This is a genomic window from Chryseobacterium sp. BLS98 (assembly GCF_001045445.1).
Lineage (GTDB): Bacteria > Bacteroidota > Bacteroidia > Flavobacteriales > Weeksellaceae > Chryseobacterium.
On record NZ_LFNF01000003.1, the window covers coordinates 768,630 to 784,736 of the forward strand.

17 protein-coding genes are annotated in these 16,107 nt (G+C 38.6%); 8 read left to right on the forward strand and 9 right to left on the reverse strand.

Translation table 11 applies throughout. The features are described from left to right. The first annotated feature begins 73 nt into the window (after window positions 1–73). The 3 genes from ACM40_RS14620 (at window position 74) to gldG (ending at window position 3,109) form a co-directional block, all read left to right on the forward strand. Complete coding sequence (locus ACM40_RS14620; RefSeq protein ID WP_048503483.1) at window positions 74–625, forward strand: CopD family protein; 552 nt, start codon at window positions 74–76, stop codon at window positions 623–625. An 80-nt stretch (window positions 626–705) separates the two neighbouring features. Continuing rightward, entirely contained in the window at window positions 706–1,434 is a 729-nt protein-coding gene (locus ACM40_RS14625; RefSeq protein WP_048503484.1) for an ABC transporter permease, read from the forward strand. A gap of 4 nt (window positions 1,435–1,438) precedes the next feature. Beyond that, on the forward strand, window positions 1,439–3,109 hold the full coding sequence (gene gldG / locus ACM40_RS14630; protein ID WP_048503485.1) for a gliding motility-associated ABC transporter substrate-binding protein GldG: 1,671 nt from the start codon (window positions 1,439–1,441) through the stop codon (window positions 3,107–3,109). A 116-nt stretch (window positions 3,110–3,225) separates the two neighbouring features. Here the strand turns inward: gldG and ACM40_RS14635 are convergent, their stop codons facing one another. The 7 genes from ACM40_RS14635 to ACM40_RS14665 all read right to left on the reverse strand — a co-directional run bounded on the left by ACM40_RS14635 (window position 3,226) and on the right by ACM40_RS14665 (window position 8,410). Then, complete coding sequence (locus tag ACM40_RS14635) at window positions 3,226–3,963, reverse strand: SDR family NAD(P)-dependent oxidoreductase (RefSeq protein WP_048503486.1); 738 nt, start codon at window positions 3,961–3,963, stop codon at window positions 3,226–3,228. A gap of 124 nt (window positions 3,964–4,087) precedes the next feature. After that, the gene (locus tag ACM40_RS14640) at window positions 4,088–4,663 is read right to left on the reverse strand and encodes a Crp/Fnr family transcriptional regulator (RefSeq protein ID WP_048503782.1); all 576 of its coding nucleotides are present in this window, start codon (window positions 4,661–4,663) and stop codon (window positions 4,088–4,090) included. Between the two features lie 81 nt (window positions 4,664–4,744). Next, window positions 4,745–5,662, reverse strand: coding sequence for a helix-turn-helix domain-containing protein (locus ACM40_RS14645; protein ID WP_048503487.1), 918 nt, complete (start codon window positions 5,660–5,662; stop codon window positions 4,745–4,747). A gap of 156 nt (window positions 5,663–5,818) precedes the next feature. Further along, window positions 5,819–6,658 (reverse strand): SDR family NAD(P)-dependent oxidoreductase, encoded by an 840-nt coding sequence (locus tag ACM40_RS14650; protein ID WP_048503488.1) that lies wholly within the window; start codon window positions 6,656–6,658, stop codon window positions 5,819–5,821. Between the two features lie 162 nt (window positions 6,659–6,820). Continuing rightward, window positions 6,821–7,477, reverse strand: coding sequence for a hypothetical protein (locus ACM40_RS14655; RefSeq protein WP_048503489.1), 657 nt, complete (start codon window positions 7,475–7,477; stop codon window positions 6,821–6,823). Between the two features lie 122 nt (window positions 7,478–7,599). Continuing rightward, a complete protein-coding gene (locus ACM40_RS14660) occupies window positions 7,600–7,842 on the reverse strand; it encodes a hypothetical protein (RefSeq protein WP_048503490.1) in 243 nt (80 codons plus the stop codon). Window positions 7,843–7,981: 139 nt separating this feature from the next. Further along, window positions 7,982–8,410: a DUF4268 domain-containing protein gene (locus ACM40_RS14665; RefSeq protein WP_048503491.1), complete on the reverse strand. Its 429-nt coding sequence runs from the start codon at window positions 8,408–8,410 to the stop codon at window positions 7,982–7,984. 128 nt (window positions 8,411–8,538) lie between these two features. On the opposite strand from ACM40_RS14665, the gene ACM40_RS14670 reads away from it, so the two are divergent. The 3 genes from ACM40_RS14670 (at window position 8,539) to ACM40_RS14680 (ending at window position 10,367) form a co-directional block, all read left to right on the forward strand. Continuing rightward, complete coding sequence (locus tag ACM40_RS14670; RefSeq protein WP_040996403.1) at window positions 8,539–8,946, forward strand: RrF2 family transcriptional regulator; 408 nt, start codon at window positions 8,539–8,541, stop codon at window positions 8,944–8,946. Between the two features lie 154 nt (window positions 8,947–9,100). After that, entirely contained in the window at window positions 9,101–9,988 is an 888-nt protein-coding gene (locus ACM40_RS14675; protein ID WP_048503783.1) for a sulfite exporter TauE/SafE family protein, read from the forward strand. 88 nt (window positions 9,989–10,076) lie between these two features. Next, the gene (locus ACM40_RS14680; RefSeq protein ID WP_048503492.1) at window positions 10,077–10,367 is read left to right on the forward strand and encodes a putative quinol monooxygenase; all 291 of its coding nucleotides are present in this window, start codon (window positions 10,077–10,079) and stop codon (window positions 10,365–10,367) included. Between the two features lie 96 nt (window positions 10,368–10,463). Here ACM40_RS14680 and ACM40_RS14685 read toward each other — a convergent pair whose 3' ends face one another. After that, entirely contained in the window at window positions 10,464–11,759 is a 1,296-nt protein-coding gene (locus ACM40_RS14685) for a T9SS type A sorting domain-containing protein (RefSeq protein ID WP_048503493.1), read from the reverse strand. 202 nt (window positions 11,760–11,961) lie between these two features. After that, a complete protein-coding gene (locus ACM40_RS14690; protein WP_048503494.1) occupies window positions 11,962–12,780 on the reverse strand; it encodes a T9SS type A sorting domain-containing protein in 819 nt (272 codons plus the stop codon). A gap of 93 nt (window positions 12,781–12,873) precedes the next feature. Here ACM40_RS14690 and ACM40_RS14695 point away from each other — a divergent pair, with 93 nt between their 5' ends. Next, window positions 12,874–14,979, forward strand: a complete 2,106-nt coding sequence (locus tag ACM40_RS14695) for a TonB-dependent receptor plug domain-containing protein (RefSeq protein WP_048503495.1) — start codon at window positions 12,874–12,876, stop codon at window positions 14,977–14,979. Window positions 14,980–14,996: 17 nt separating this feature from the next. After that, window positions 14,997–16,106, forward strand: a complete 1,110-nt coding sequence (locus tag ACM40_RS14700; protein WP_048503496.1) for an HmuY family protein — start codon at window positions 14,997–14,999, stop codon at window positions 16,104–16,106. Window position 16,107 lies beyond the last annotated feature (1 nt).

Here is a 16,107-nt window from a genome sequence, read left to right on the forward strand (position 1 = left end):
CCGAAGTGTTTTTTTATATTATTTCTACCAAATATTTTTGTTATTAACATTATATTTGCCATTATTTTAAAAAATGCTTTATACTATAATCAAAGCACTGCATATTATCTTCATGGTAAGCTATTTTGCGGGAATTTTTTATCTCGTAAGAATTTTTGTTTACTACAAGGATACGGATGAATTTGCTGACGAAAAAAAGAAAATCCTCAGAGAACAGTATACTTTCATGGCCAGAAGACTGTGGAATATCATTACGGTTCCTGCAGGCATCATTATGGCTGTCTGTGGAATTATTATGATTTTCCTGAATACCGGGCTGATGAAAATGCCGTGGTTTCATTTAAAGCTTACATTCCTGATCGGCCTCGCCGTCTACCATTACTGGTGCTGGAAAAAAGTGCTGAAACTGAAAGAATTAAACGGAGGGGCCATCGAAACGCCCAATATCAAATTGCGGCAGGCTAATGAAATCGCTACGTTTATTCTCTTCCTGGTCGTTTTTACAGTGATCCTGAAATCTTCGGTTATTGAATACTGGTGGCAATTAATCGCAGGATTTTTCGTTCTTGTATTTCTGATCATGATGACCGTTAAACTCGTTAATAAGAATAAAAAAAACAAATAATTGTTTAAGCCGGATGTATACATGAATACGTTAATACACGAATACATAGATACATCTCCTTTTACATTGTACAAAAAACTATGATTGCAATTTTAAAAAAGGAACTCTGGAGTTACTTTGGAAACTGGAGCGCATGGGTAATCATTGCCGCATTCAGTCTCATAACGGCTCTTTTCCTGTTTTTTTTCGAGAATGATTCCAATATTTTCGATATCGGGATGGCCTCCTTACAAAGCTATTTCGTCCTCGTGCCATGGCTGCTGATGTTTATCATTCCCGCACTTTCCATGAAAACCTTTGCGGAAGAGCAGCAGACAGGAACACTGAACTGGCTGTTCTCTCAGCCTTTAAAAGTTTCGGATCTGGTAACAGGGAAATTCCTTTCAGTATGGATCGTTGGTGTTCTTTGCCTTATTCCTTCAGTGATTTATCTTTATACAGTTCATGTCCTGGGAGTTCCTGCAGGAAATATTGACCTTGGAATGACCTTTGGCAGTTATATCGGGTTAATTATTTTAATTGCTGCTTTTGCAGGAGTTGGGATATTGGCTTCATCGCTTTCCCAGAATCAGATCATGGCGTACCTTTTAGGCGTTTTTATGTGTTTTATCATGTATTTCGGGATAGAGCAGCTTGCCAGCTACAAGCTGTTGGGCGGTGCAGATTTTATTCTTCAGAATGTAGGGTTTTACCAGCATTTTTTAGGATTCACCAGAGGTCTTATTGACCTTAAAGATGTTGCCTATTTTATTCTGATCATCGGTGCTACGTTATTATTGTCCAACCATTTTATCTCTAAAAAGAAGTAGCATTATGAAGAAGTTCGATATTAAATCTCCATTAGGAATTTTCTTAATTGCAGTAGTGCCTTTGGTTATCCTGCTTACGTATTCCGGAATCAGATTAGACTTAACCAAAGAAAAAAGATATACCCTTTCGGATAATACGGTAAAAGTATTAGAATCCGTGAAAAAGCCGCTTACGGTAGATGTTTACCTTGAAGGAGATTTTCCGGCAAGCTTTAAACAGCTTCAGAGTGAGACGAAATTTATGCTGGAAGAGTTCAGAAAGATCAACCCGAAAATTGATTTTAAATTTGTTGATCCTATCAAAACAAAAATGTCTCAGGATACCCTGATGGCAATGGGGATGCAGCCTTCTGTTCTTCCGGATGTTAAAGACGGGAAAATTTCTCAGATTACGCTTTTTCCTTATGCCGTTATCAAATATGACAAAAGAGGAGTTTCCATCCCGCTGGTAGTACAGCAGGCAGGAATAGATGCAGATCAGCAGCTGACAAGATCAATAGAAGGCCTTGAATACAGCCTTGTTTCCAATATCAAGAATATTGCAGCAAATAAAAGAAAGAAAGTCGGGATCCTGGTGAATCAGGATGAGCTTGGTCCTGAAGAGTTCCATAGTTTTATGCAATTGGCGCTGGAAAACTATGATGCAGGTCCTATAGTCCCTAAAAATCAGACAGAACTTACTCTTGAAGATCTTCCCCTACTGAAACAGATGAGTGCCCTGGTGATAGCAAAACCAAGAAAAGCATTCACAGATAATGAAAAAGTGATCCTTGACCAGTTCATTATGAACGGTGGAAAGACGCTTTGGATGATTGATGCCGTTAATGCTGAAATGGATACGCTGACAAGGTCTCAAAAGGTAATGCCTTTCCCTGTAGATATCAATATGACCGATTTCTTCTTCAATTACGGAATCAGGATCAATCCTGCTTTGGTAAAGGATGTAAAGAAATTTGCACTGCTGAAGCTGGTTACGGGTGAAGTAGGAGGGAATCCTCAGTATACAAGTCTTCCATGGCCTTATTTTCCATTGGGAATTGCTGAAAATGATAATCCGATCACGAAAAATATCAACCCGGTAAAATTTGAGTTTCCAACTTCCATTGATACTTTAGGAGGAAGAAAAAATATTAAAACAAAAGTTCTTTTCGAATCCAGTGAAAGAACGCTCCTGAAACAGGTTCCGAATTACGTAGATCTGAAGGAAATTGCAAGTGTTGACAGTCTTGGGCAAATGGAAAAGCCAAGCACACCAAAGATCTTTGCCGTTGCCCTGGAAGGAAAATTTAATTCTGCCTATGCTTCAAGAATTGAAAGAAAAGGTTATCCCGGTTTCAAAAGCCAGAGCCCTGAAAACAAAATGATCGTCATTGCAGACGGAGACGTAGGAAGAAATAAAATGCATAAAGGCGAGCCGCTTCCAATGGGAATTGACCGTCTTACAAACCAGGAGTTCGGTAACGAGCAGTTCCTGAGAAATGCCCTGGATTATCTTCTGGACGACAGTAACCTGATGGCACTCAGAAACAGGAATATTGAAGAAAGACTTCTGGACAGAAACCGCATCACGGAAGAAAAAACAAACTGGCAGTGGCTGAACTTATTATTGCCTTTGGTAGTAATCGGCCTGCTAGGAGGATTGTTCTTCTGGATGAGGAAGAGGAAGTTTGGATAAAAATATAAAGGAGAAACCACTGCTGAAAGCGGTGGTTTTTTAGTTATAAATGGTGATTAAATAATCAAAAAAAGAGAGACAAAAGCCTCTCCTTAAAATTATATTCTGCAATATAATTACCACGGACTGATCCCGGTTTCATCTTCTATATCATTGCTGTAGAACTGCCCTGTAGGTGCATTCTCATCGGTGAGCGTATGCTTTATGATAAAAGATGCTGCACTTTCTACAGAACCCGGCCCGCTGTGATGATTGAAATCTGTAGCAGTATAGCCCGGATCTATTGCGTTGACTTTAAAAGGAGAGTCTTTCAGTTCGTAGGCCAAAACAGTAGTATAAGCATTTAAAGCTGATTTGGACGGGCCATATGCCGCTCCTTTTACATGGTAATACTTCCAGCTCGGGTCGTTGTGTAAAGTTAATGATCCAAGCCCCGAAGTAATATTGCTGATTCTCGGGCTTTCCGATTTTTTAAGCAGTTCTAAAAATGCCTGCGTTACACTGATTACTCCAAAAAAGTTGGTATCAAATACTTGCTGAATGTCTTTTACGGATGTTTCCACTGCCGTTTGAGGATTTACTCCCAGAATACCTGCATTATTGATCAGGATATCCAGTTTTCCTTGCTCTTTCCCGATCAGATCCTTAGCGGCTGAGATGGAATCGGGTTGGGTTACATCAATCTCAATGGCTTTTATATTTTGAAAACCCTTTTCATTCAGCTCTTTTACAATAGCTTCACCTTTTTGAAGATCACGGCTTCCCAAATAGACCAATAATCCTTTTTCTGAAAGCTGTTTTGCGGTTTCCAGGCCAATACTTCTGTTGGCTCCTGTTATTAATACTGATTTCATTTTTTCTTTGTTTTAATTGATGATGTAAAATTCCATCATTTCAATGTAATCTGGTTTGCCAAATGACAAAAAGTGAAAAGAAAATGATTTAAAATTTTACAGTAAGAAAACAGAAGATCAGGATCTAATGCCTGGCAATGTTTTTCCTGATTCTGCTGAGCGAAGACTGGGTAATCCCAAGGTAGGACGCAATATAAGAAAGCGGAATCTTATTGGCCACAGTAGGATAGATCTCCAGAAATTTCAGATAGCGGGTGGTTGCATCTTCCGAAACCAGCGGACTCCTTCTTTCTACTTTCTGGATCAGTGCCCTTGAAATAATTTTATGCACAATAGCTTCCCATCCCACAATAGTCTGCAAAAGCTCAAGCCAGTCTTTTCTTTGAAAAACAATAAGTTTACAGTCGGTAACGGCCTGAACATAAGTACTGGAACAGATCTCATTATCAAAACTTTCCAGGTCTACAACGAGATTGTTTTCTTCAATAAAGTATTTGGTAATTTCCTCGCCTTTGTTATCGTAATAGCAAACCCTCAGAATTCCACTCACGACAAATCCCACCTGGCGTGCGATTTTTCCGGCTTCTGAAAAATATTCATCTTTCGGAAGGTCTGTTTCTTTTGCCTTACTGGTTATAAAGTCCATCTGCTGTTGGTTCAGATTTCCGAATCTTAAAATAAAATCAAACAGTTCTTTCATGAATGCAAGGTAATTAAAGTTATTTTTTCCGGGTTTGCCATTTGACAAAAAAGCGCTGGAAAAATAAACCGGACTGTTTTTTTAATTAAATAACCTCCTGAATTCCAGCGGAGACAGATTGGTCTTTTGCTTAAACAGCTTACTGAAAGACTGCGGATGTTCAAAACCCAATTCATAAGCAATTTCACTTACCGAAAGGTGAGTGGTGCTGAGGTGTTCCTTAGCAAGGTCGATGAGTTTATTCTGGATATGCTGCTGGGTATTTTGCTGGGTGTGAATCCGCAGTAAAGATCCTAAATAATTAGACGAAATATTCATTTCAGCGGCTATGGTTTTTACAGAGGGAATTCCGTTTTCTATGAGATTTCCGCTGTCAATATACCGGGAAAGTACCTCTTCAAATCTCTCCAGAAGCTCATGGCTGGATTTTTTCCGGGTGAAAAACTGCCGTTCATAAAAGCGTTCAGAATAAATAAGAAGCAGCTCAATCTGGGCAGCAATTACTTCTTGGGAAAATTTATCCATATTGGACTGATATTCCCGCTCTATATTTTTCAGAATGTCAACCACAACTTTTTCTTCCCTGTTTGAAAGGAAAAGGGCTTCATTAACATTATATTTAAAAAAGTCATAAGATTTTATCTTTTTTGCGAGCGGGGTATTCCAGAGGAAATCCGGGTGAATGATCAGCAGCCAGCCAGTGGGTTCTACCACCACATCAGGTTTCATTTCCAGTTTCAGAAACTGAAGCGGGGAAACAAAACATAAAACTCCCGAATCAAAGTCATATTCCTGCTGGCCGTAGTTGAACTTCGCATTCACATTGCGCTTCAGACCGATGGAGTAAAAATCCTGGATCCATTTCAGCTCACTGTCGTCTGTAGGATAGTTCACCTTGCTGTAATCAATCAGGCTGATCATAGGATGCTCAGGGCCGGGAAGATTACAGAAGGCATGAAATTCAGAAATTGTATTAAAGCGGAATGGAGGTTTTATCATGCTAATTTAGTAAATTGTATAACGTCAAAGTATTAATCATAGTTGATGCAGTGTCATGCTCATTCTTTTCTATACAATGCTTCGGCTACGCTCAGCATGACATTGCTTAAAACTTCTATGCCAGGAACGAAGCCGAAGAATTGTGAGAAAAGGCATTTATATCACCGTAGATACTGTGAGCGCTTCCCATTGTCTGGCATCATCGGTAATGATCTTGATTTTTGCATCCAGGAATTCGGAAGTACCGCTTCCCAAAAGGAAATGAACCGGCGGATTTTTTACTTCACTAAGTGCAATCAGAGCTTCTGCGCCTTTTTCAGGATCGTTAGGCTGGTTTCCGTTGATCTCGTTAAGATGGGCCTGCTCGGAACTTCTGGCGGTTTCATAGGCCTGGATTGGATGGGCAGGTGTTTTTACAGAATCTTTACTTAAGAAATCCGTCCGGAAATAACCGGGATACACCACCGTTGCGTGAGCCCCGAATTCTTTAATTTCTTCAGCCAGAGATTCAGTCAATCCTGCTACGGCAAACTTTGTTGCACAGTAAATTCCCCAGCCTGGAAAATTCCCGGAATACCCTCCAATAGAAGAAATATTGAACAGATGTCCTGATTTTTGCTTTCTCAGATAAGGAACTGTATTCCTGATCACATTCAGGGTACCAAATACATTGACGTCAAAATTGGCTCTTGCTTCTTCATCTGTCAGTTCTTCCAGGGTACCGATCTGTCCGTATCCGGCATTGTTGACCACCACATCAATCTGTCCGAAATGATCAATTGTTTTTAAAACCACTGACTGTACATCTTCATTATCGGTTAAATTCAGTTCAAGAGGCAGAAATGCTTCAGATTTTTCTCCGATTTCTGAGATTAAAGATTGTGTGTTTCTTGTGGCTGCGGCTACACGGTAGTTTTTTGCCAATAATTTTTTCACTAAGGCCAGTCCCAGACCTTTTGAGGCTCCTGTAACGAACCATACTTTTTTTGTTTCCATTTTTGTTCGGTTTAAATAATGGTACAAAGATCAGAGAAGCAGAAACAGGAAACGTAGCCCAATCAATGAATCATGTAATCAGATCGTGGATCGTTATAAAAATGGAAAAACTGAAATGCCGGGTTTAAAGATTTTCTGGAGTGCTTTTCAAACCCGGCATTTTTAATTTTGATTAATTGAACATTCCTGATTTACGGTCTCAGGAAGCAGAACTGCTGTTTTGTAATAGCTTATATCGTCTGCCATCGTGCTTTGAAGATCTTTAAAGTTTGAATACTCATAATACTGCCACTCCAGTTCATTTTCAGGGTCGGGCGTCTTGTCTATAGCGAGTTCCAGCTTTCCGTCATCCTGATAGCTGAATTCTATGGCTGCGTATTTTTTACCTTTTTCATCCAGAGTATACCAGCATTTTGTGGTTCTTTCCAGAATGGGTTTCAGCGTTTCGTTGTCCAGGACCTGAGAACAGATAAAATTATCAGGGTCATCATGATGGAAGACGGTTTTTGAGATCAGAGGCTTGTCATCCACAGCCAGGGAATACATTTTGTTGGTGGCAATGATGAAATCTCCTGCATTTTCCCTTTTTTCAATATCGAAAAGATCAGATTTTTCTTTCAGATAATTGACGACCTGCTCTTCATCTTCATCAGGGCTCATAAAATAATTGATGCTGTATATTTCATCTTCGGTGAGAAATTCTATCTCTTTGAGCTCTTCAGAATCTTTTTCATAATAGTATAAATGATAGTCGTCCAGTTTCTCAGCTTTCGCCTTCGAAATTACTTCTCCAAAAATGTTTTTATATACTTTTTTCATGTTTAGTAGTTTAATAGGTTTGTTATTAGGATATCGGCCTTAGTGAATTTCTATGTATACAGCATATTTAAGACCATATTTTTATATTTTATAATCTTGCTTATAATTCTGGCATAAATTCATTATTTAAATACCAGGCATGCATTTTTGGCAGAGTTTTCATCCGCTGCATAAGCTTTTCTGTTCCGGTTTGTTGTCTCAGGATTTAAATAATAATGGACGGCAAAGAGAGTATCAGAATGATACTGTTCTTTTATTTTGAGCTTTCTGTGAGATAAAAAATGTTTGTACCATCTGGATTTTTTCTCCCAGGCATGCAGACTGCTTATGAGTTTAAAATCCTCATCCCTGTATTCAATTTTCATGGTTTAGTTTTATGCCCCCAAATATATTTAAAATCAAAGAATTAAGGAATTATATCTGAATTTTTATAATAAGTTTTTTTGTTGAGAAGACATTTTAAGATCTGGAGGGATTTTTTATTTAAAAGACCGTTTAAAAGGATTAAACATCCTTGATAAAATCCTCATATTCATAGTAAAACCTTTCAAAACCATCCATTTTATCACGGAAAAACTCGAAAACTTCCTGCCAGGTATTTTTGTTGAATATAGAAACTCCGTGTTTTTCAACCCAGATTTTGCTGATCACTTTGCCATTGTCAAGCGTAAAATATTCCTCTTTTTGAAAGTCTCCGATAAAGTCTTTCAAAATATCTTCCAGAGACCAAATCTTCTCATAATAAGCGTTCCGAAATATTTCATCCTTCATTTCGATATCTAATGAAACCTCCGCCTTTTTATTATCAGCATGAAATTTAAATGACATATCCTTGACCTTCGTATCATAAAGGAGCCATTTTCTGGGAAAAGACTTTCCAAAAGCCGTCCAAAATTCCTTTTTTAGCTGCTGAGCTTCTTGTTTACTGAACATATACAAACTTAAGAATTTAATAGGAAAAGCACAAAGTTTTGGAGATTAATGTGTCATTTTGAGAAATTAAATTTGGCGTCATTATTCTCCATTTATCTAATTCAAACTATTTTCTTATTTTTGCTGTAATGCTTTCAAAAAAATCCCAATATGCTTTTAAAGCGCTGTCATACCTGGTAGAGAAAAGGAATGATGGCCCGGTTCTTATTTCCGAAATTGCGGAACATAAAAAGATCCCTTTGAAGTTTTTAGAAAATATTCTGCTGGAATTGAAAAAGGCGGACATCCTCGACAGCAAGAAAGGAAAAGGAGGAGGATACTTTTTAAAAGGAAATCCTGAAACCGTGAAACTGGCAAAAATCATCCGCCTGGTGAATGGTCCTATTGCCATGCTTCCCTGCGTCAGTTTAAATTTCTATGAAAAATGTGAAGACTGCAATGAAGACCATTGCGGGCTGCATGATGTACTCATAGAAGTCCGGGATGCTTCCCTGAATATTCTGGAGAGTAAAACTTTAATGGATCTGGTCGACTGACCTGATCCTTTTTTTTGAATAATCAGTCTACTTATTTGGTAGGATAATATTTTTAATTGATATTTGCAGTAGCTCAAATGCTTCAACCATACTGAAGCAGCCTTGTTTCGGTTTTTATATCAAGCCTCGGCCGGGAGCTGTAATGATATTATATATGATAATTTCAAGAAAAATACAGATAAGACTCAATGTATTCCTGATTACAGCTGCAGTAGTGCTGATCACCGTTTTGTCCATGTACGAAATGGGATATACAGATGAGCTTCTGGAGGTTTTAGCAAAGGATAACTATATTTTTTACTGGATGCTTCTGGTAGGTGTATTTGCAGAAATTGTAGCCGGATCCATGGGCATGGGCTATGGAGTAATCTGTACAACAACGCTTATGTTCCTGAATATCCCACCCCATATTGTGAGCGCCAGTATACATTCTGCAGAAAGCTTTACCACAGCAGCAGGAAGTCTAAGTCATATCAAACTTAAAAATGTAAGCGGAAATCTCGTGAAAAGACTTGCAATTCCGGCATTAATAGGCGCTATTATAGGTGCTGTGAGCCTGACCTATCTGGGTGAATACTATGCCAAGATTACGAAAACGCTTATTGCTTTCTACACCCTCTACCTGGGAATTCAGATCCTGTCCAATGCCTTTAAAGATAAGCAGAATAAGGCGATGAAGAGAAAAACCAACCTAACAAGACTTGGTGTGATAGGAGGTTTTATAGATTCCTTTGCAGGAGGAGGCTGGGGACCGCTGGTAACCGGAACTCTTATTAAAAATGCCTTTACTCCCAGGTTTGCAGTGGGAAGCTCTACCGTTGCTAAATTTATATTAACGATTACTGCTGCCATTACTTTTTTCCTGACTCTCGGGGTTCAGCACTGGAATATTATCCTTGGCCTTCTGATCGGAGGAATTATTACTGCCCCGTTTTCTGCTATGCTTACGGCTAAACTTCCTGTTAAGAAGATGTTTCTGGTGATTGGTATCCTTGTCATAGTGATGAGTTCCATAACTATTTATAAATCAGTTTTCAAATAAAATTTATGGGTTCCGGAGAAAAATAAATGCCCGAAAAACATTTTTGGCTTTGAAAATATTCTACTTTTACACCACTAAATAATAGAACATGAATTTGCATATCGTAGCGCTTTTTAAGTTTAATGAAAACTATTTAATGGACGCTGTAGAACTGTTTCAGAAACTTGTAAAAGAGACCAGAAAAGAAGAAGGCTGCCTTCAGTACGACCTTATTGAAGATAAAGATAACAAAGGAACTTTTTTCCTGATCGAGCTTTGGGAAACCGTTGACCACCACAACAGGCACAACGGCCAGGACCATCTTCTTGACTTCCGGAAAGATGCCTCCAGGATTATGGAAAGCTCTGCAGAAGTATATAAAGGGTTTAAAATTTATTGATTTTAATCGATTAATTAAATAAAAAAAAGTAAAAGGCGGCTTCAGATGTGAAACCGCCTTTTGATTAGAAAAAATAGAAAGTATTAAAATTCAAGTTTATTTTACGATAAGTTTTTTCGTTTCCGTACTGCCCCCGAAGCTGATTTTTACAAGGTAATTTCCGGCAGTAAGGTGAGCTAAATTCAGATCCTGTCTGTAGAATCCTGTCTGATTTGTGAGTTCAGCAGTATATACTTTTTTCCCGGTAAGGTCATACACTTCGATGTTTCCTTTATTGTTTGCTTTTTCCTTCACATCGAAAAGTACAGTTATTGTTTTATCTGCTGTTGTAGGGTTGGGATAGATCCCGAAAGAAGCTTTTTTACTTACTTCGGTAATTCCTAAAGTGGCCGTAATTTTTTTGTATTTGAAATACATATCTCCTGTAGAGGCTCCGCCATTGGTTGTGAAATACATTCTGTAGTAATCGTTTCCTTTTTTGACATAATAGACTACATTATTATTAACAGTCCCGATCCCTTTCCATGAATGTCCTATAGTGGTAATATTGGAAGAGAAATTACTGTCTGCAGGTGTAGTGAATGCAGCTGTTTCCTGGGTTTCAGGCTGTACTTTTGCCACTTTTACACTGGGTCCCTGGATCGCTCCGGTAAGAGGATACATCATCATGTTGTTGTAGAAAGTGTAATACTTGGTAAACATAAAGTCCCATGCACTTCTGGAAGGCTCCATATTGGGTACTTTTGTTCCTGTGGTGAACGAAAAATAGTTGAAATAGGCATCATCTGATCCATTGGCCAGAGTTCTGGTTTCAGTAGCTCCCCACGAAGTTCCGTTCCATTTGGAATATTTAAACGTATACCCTCCAAATGCATCTTCAATTGCAAATTTAATGTAGGAATCAGAGCCTGTGTACTTAAGGACAAAAACTGCTTTTCCTTCAATGTGGTGTGTCAGGGAATTATATGTTCCCCAACCTGTTGACGGAATATTGGGATTAGATGAGGTAATAGGTCCCTGTTCAAAGGCTCCCTGGCTAATGTCAGTGGTCTGGTCCGGATTGTAAAGCGGTTCTCCCCAACTTGCGATATTGCTGATATTGATATTGTCCCAGTCTGCTAAATTTGTAGAAGCTGTATACACTTCAATATTCAAAGCGTCATTAATTCTTGTTCCGAATGCAAAATTGGAGTTTCTGTAAAAAGCCACATCCCAGGTATTGGCCGGTTGCGAAACCATATTGCCATTGGCAAGATTGAAAAACACACGATTTTGGTAAGAAGGTCCCATCGTCATATTTACCTGCGTATACCCCAGTGCATCAGTTTGTGCCAATACAGTCTGCTGTACAGAAAGCGCCAATGCCGAAGCCAATAATAGTTTTGTTTTCATAATTTATTTTTGAAATTATTATTTAGAATGATTCTACAAAAATAGATATTTATTTTTAATGATTCTAAATAAAAATATGATTTTTATCTTGTTTTTGCAGTTATTACTCTGTGAAAGTAGGGGTATTTTACTAAAAGAGCCGGCCGGAAATGCTTTCCGGCCGGCCTCAAAGGCATAATACTAGTCTAATAATAATAAAACCTTATTTCTTGATGAATTTGGATTTCACTACGGAGCCATCTGCAGTTTCTACCAGCATATAGTAAACACCGGTCTGAAGTCCGCTGATATCAAATTTTTGTCCTTTCAGTTTTCCTTCTGCTACTTTCTGTCCTCCGGCAGAATAGATTTCAATGTTCTTAGGCTCTGCTTTGTAAATAAATTCTAAAGCGGTATGGTCTGTACTGACAGCAAACTTAAAGTTTTCCTTTACTTTATTGGCATCGTCAACTCCCAATGAAGTAGAAGTATTGTAGACTACATTATCAATCTGAACCGCTACGTGAGCAGCGGAAGGGGTAACTTTGAAGACAATATAAGAACCCGTAGTCGAAGGAATATTAACACTTATGTTCTGAATTACTCCAACGGTAGTTACATTGATAGGATTTCCTACACCCACAAAAGTCGACATATCGGTAGGACTTGTTGCTAATCCGATCTGGATGGTTCCAGGTCCCGGAGACGGGGATACCAGTGTAGTGGTAAATGTTAAAGATTTATTTCCTGTTACATTATCAATCAGAGGAGTAATAAGATAAGAAGGTGCAGTTGCATTGTTACCTGCATAAGACTGAATAAATCTCTGGCTGTTGTCCGTATCAAGAGCTGCTACAATCATTCTTGGCGGAGCAGGGGGGAATGCACCCGTTATAGGAGCAACTACTGCAGACCAGCCATTTTGAGGAAAAGTGGTTGTACCAATAGTAAAGTTGTTGAAATTTTCATTAAGCGTCGCTACTTGTGCATGCGCTGTAATAGCCGTAAACATTAATGTTCCTAGAAGTAGTTTTAATTTCATAACGTTATTTTTATTTAGAATTGTTATACAAAAATAAGTATTTATTTTTAACTATTCTAAATAAAGTATTATATTTGCGGAAATTTTTACTCTATGAAGAAGAAAGTGCTTTCCGTTCTGTCATTATCCATTGCCTTTTGGATGAACGCACAAGAAAAAGATTCTCTTAATAAAAATAAAATAGAGGAAGTTGTTATTACAGGACAGTACATGCAGCAGTCTATCAATAAATCAATATATAAAGTTGAGGTTATAGATGCCCAGCAGATCAAAAATATGGCGGCAACCAATGTTGCCGATGTTCTCAACCAAAGTCTTAATATCCAGATCACGCCGGACACCCGCTCGGGAAATTCTACAGCCAATATGATGGGGTTAGACGGCAATTACGTGAAAGTACTTATCGATAATATTCCTGTAGTGGGTGATACAGGATTGGGAAGTAATATAGATCTTACCAAACTGTCCCTGAACAACGTAGAAAGAATAGAGGTTGTAAAGGGAAGCATGGGAGTAGAATACGGTAACGGGGCAGTAGCCGGAGTGATCAATATTATCACCAAAAAAAGCAATACAAGGAAAGTAAGCGTAAGAGCTTCTCTGCAGGAAGAAACCGTAAGGGATAATTACGATCTGAAGAAAAAAGGAAACGGGAGGCATATTCAGAACCTTAATGTAGACTATAATATTGATAATAACTGGTTTGCCAACATCAGCTTTAACCATAACCAGTTTATGGGCTATGAAGGAGAAAGCAAGGGCTATAAATATTTTGAAAGAGATAATAAAAGAGGTTTCGAATGGAATCCGAAAGATCAGTATGATGCTTCAGCATTGATCCGATATTCAAAAAACAAAACTTCTTTCTATTATAAGCTGTCTTATTTGTATGAAAAATTCAATTTTTACAATCCTGAGGTTAACAGGATTCCGTTGAATGATGGAATGGGAGGAGCATTGTATGAGAGTATAGACCGTGAATATAATACCAAACGTTGGGCACATCAGTTTAATATTCAGACCAATATTGGGAATATCCGGTATATGGGAGACTTTTCTTACCAGAACCAGGACAGGAAATACCATGACTATAACTATGATATTCCGAACAGGTCTGTCAGAATCAATCGAGAAGACAGGTCGTACTACAAAACAGATGTGATCTATTCAAGAGGAATGTTCAGTAATTTTCTCAATAATAAAACGTTTGATTTCCAGCTTGGCTACGAATTGGATTATACCAATGGATATGCAGCGCTTATTGCTGGAGATTTCTTCGGTGAAGCGGTGAAAAGAAAGATCTTTACCTATTCCAATTTCCTCTCCGGAGAATGGAATATTTCAGACAGGCTTTCCGTAAGACCAGGCGCAAGGCTTTCCGTAAGCGAAAATTTTGACAATCAGTTCAATTATTCCCTTTCCGCAAGATATAAAACTTCTGAAAATTCCAACATAAGGGCTGTAGCAGGGACTGCAAACCGTTTTCCTACCTACGATGAGCTCTATACCTACTTCGTTAATATCAATCACGATGTACAGGGAAACCCTGACCTGAATCCTGAAAAAGGTTTTTCAGCAGGTGCTTTCTGGGATCAGAATTTTACAGCAAATGACTGGAAAATTGCATACAGCGTTAACGCATTATATCTGGATGTACGGGACAGAATTGAAATGGTACTGGTAAAAGATCCCTCTACTTATAAATATATGAATATGGATAAGTACAGGAATATGCTGTTCTCTGCCAATGTCGACTTTAAAAAAGACCAGCTGGCCTTATCTTTAAGAGGGTCTGTAAGCGGAACCTCAGTGGCTGTGAACGGGCTTTATCATACATCACCTACAGACTACCAATATCTTGTTCAGACAGGAGCATCGGCAAACTATAAACTGAAAAATACCCAAACAGCTTTCGCCTTATACTATAAATATACAGGTCCGGGAAGAAATTATGTGCTGGAAAGTGAAGCCACCGGTTTCAGACTCGGAAAAACAGATGATTTTCATATGATGGATTTCATTGTAAGCCAGCCATTCTGGAAAGACCACTTGGAACTTTCTGTAGGAGTGAAAAATATATTCGATGTCACCAGTATCAATACGACTGCTACTGCTGGAACTGCCCATACAGGCGCAGCGGACCGCCTCAATCTGTACTACGGAAGAAGCTATTTTGCAAGATTAATTTATCAATTCTAAACCAAAAGCTACCCCTTATGAACTATTTAAAAATATTTGCTCTTTTTTCAGCTATAGCTTTACAATCCTGTGTTTCAGCTGATGAAGATCCTGTTCCTGCACCTCCGATCACCGGATCTGTAGTAGAAGTAAAATCAGGAGGAGCTACAGAACCGAACCAGGTCTGGATAGATTTAAGTGATTATGAAAAACCCTCTGTCAATAGAAGGACAGACTGGGATCTTGGCTTCTACAGCGGTGATGGTTTCCATGTTGTAATTAATGGTTCACTTGCTATGACAGTGGCAAAAATTCCTAATAAAACGGATATGAAAGCAGTAACGGAAGCAGATGTCTCAGTACTTAAAGGAAGTGCAACAGTAGGTACGTTTGATCCTGCCAATATGCAGTTTATCGATCAACCTGACGGGAATTTCCTCACCCAGACTTCAGGAATTGAACCCATTAAGGAAAACGATGCGGAAAACCCTATTTACCTTTTAAATCTGGGAAGAGATATTCCGTCTCCTGATAATATCGGACCAGGTTCCGTCAGTTTGTCTGGAGCTGCAAGAGGCTGGAAAAAGATCCAGATTCTCAGAGCATTGAACGGATACAAAATACGTTATGCAGATATAGCCAATACAACAAGCTATACTGAATATTTTATCCCGAAAGATACAGATTACAATTTTACTTATTTCAGTTTTAATACAGGGACAACGGTAAAAATCCAGCCTAAGAAAAAAGATTGGGATTTAGGCTTTACCACATTTACCAATGAAGTGTTTACAGCACCCGGAGTCAGTGCCGGAAGTTATTTTTTTGCTGACTTTATTGTTACAAACACCCTTAACGGAGTGGGCATATACCAGGTCACTCCGGCAGGAAATCTTGATCAGGCTTACAACTCCTTTAAGCTAGGTGATGTAGACAAATCAAAATTTATATTTAACGATCAGAGAGCTCTTGGTGATAAGTGGAGAACCACCACGGGAACTACAGACAATCCGCAGGCCCACGTATATGCTGACCGTTTTTTTGTTCTGAAAGATGCTGAAGGATTTTACTTTAAGCTGAGGTTCAATACCATGAAAAGCGAAGACGGCCACCGCGGTACCACCAATTTTGAATTCGACCCTTTATAAT

Coding starts and splice junctions, on each gene's coding strand:
- gldG (WP_048503485.1), top strand. CDS start 1,439: ATGAAGAAGTTCGATATTAAATCTCCATTAGGAATTTTCTTAATTGCA.
- ACM40_RS14640 (WP_048503782.1), bottom strand. CDS start 4,663: ATGAAAGAACTGTTTGATTTTATTTTAAGATTCGGAAATCTGAACCAA.
- ACM40_RS14635 (WP_048503486.1), bottom strand. CDS start 3,963: ATGAAATCAGTATTAATAACAGGAGCCAACAGAAGTATTGGCCTGGAA.
- ACM40_RS14620 (WP_048503483.1), top strand. CDS start 74: ATGCTTTATACTATAATCAAAGCACTGCATATTATCTTCATGGTAAGC.
- ACM40_RS14665 (WP_048503491.1), bottom strand. CDS start 8,410: ATGTTCAGTAAACAAGAAGCTCAGCAGCTAAAAAAGGAATTTTGGACG.
- ACM40_RS14680 (WP_048503492.1), top strand. CDS start 10,077: ATGAATTTGCATATCGTAGCGCTTTTTAAGTTTAATGAAAACTATTTA.
- ACM40_RS14690 (WP_048503494.1), bottom strand. CDS start 12,780: ATGAAATTAAAACTACTTCTAGGAACATTAATGTTTACGGCTATTACA.
- ACM40_RS14670 (WP_040996403.1), top strand. CDS start 8,539: ATGCTTTCAAAAAAATCCCAATATGCTTTTAAAGCGCTGTCATACCTG.
- ACM40_RS14650 (WP_048503488.1), bottom strand. CDS start 6,658: ATGGAAACAAAAAAAGTATGGTTCGTTACAGGAGCCTCAAAAGGTCTG.
- ACM40_RS14700 (WP_048503496.1), top strand. CDS start 14,997: ATGAACTATTTAAAAATATTTGCTCTTTTTTCAGCTATAGCTTTACAA.
- ACM40_RS14655 (WP_048503489.1), bottom strand. CDS start 7,477: ATGAAAAAAGTATATAAAAACATTTTTGGAGAAGTAATTTCGAAGGCG.
- ACM40_RS14675 (WP_048503783.1), top strand. CDS start 9,101: ATGATAATTTCAAGAAAAATACAGATAAGACTCAATGTATTCCTGATT.
- ACM40_RS14645 (WP_048503487.1), bottom strand. CDS start 5,662: ATGATAAAACCTCCATTCCGCTTTAATACAATTTCTGAATTTCATGCC.
- ACM40_RS14695 (WP_048503495.1), top strand. CDS start 12,874: ATGAAGAAGAAAGTGCTTTCCGTTCTGTCATTATCCATTGCCTTTTGG.
- ACM40_RS14685 (WP_048503493.1), bottom strand. CDS start 11,759: ATGAAAACAAAACTATTATTGGCTTCGGCATTGGCGCTTTCTGTACAG.
- ACM40_RS14660 (WP_048503490.1), bottom strand. CDS start 7,842: ATGAAAATTGAATACAGGGATGAGGATTTTAAACTCATAAGCAGTCTG.
- ACM40_RS14625 (WP_048503484.1), top strand. CDS start 706: ATGATTGCAATTTTAAAAAAGGAACTCTGGAGTTACTTTGGAAACTGG.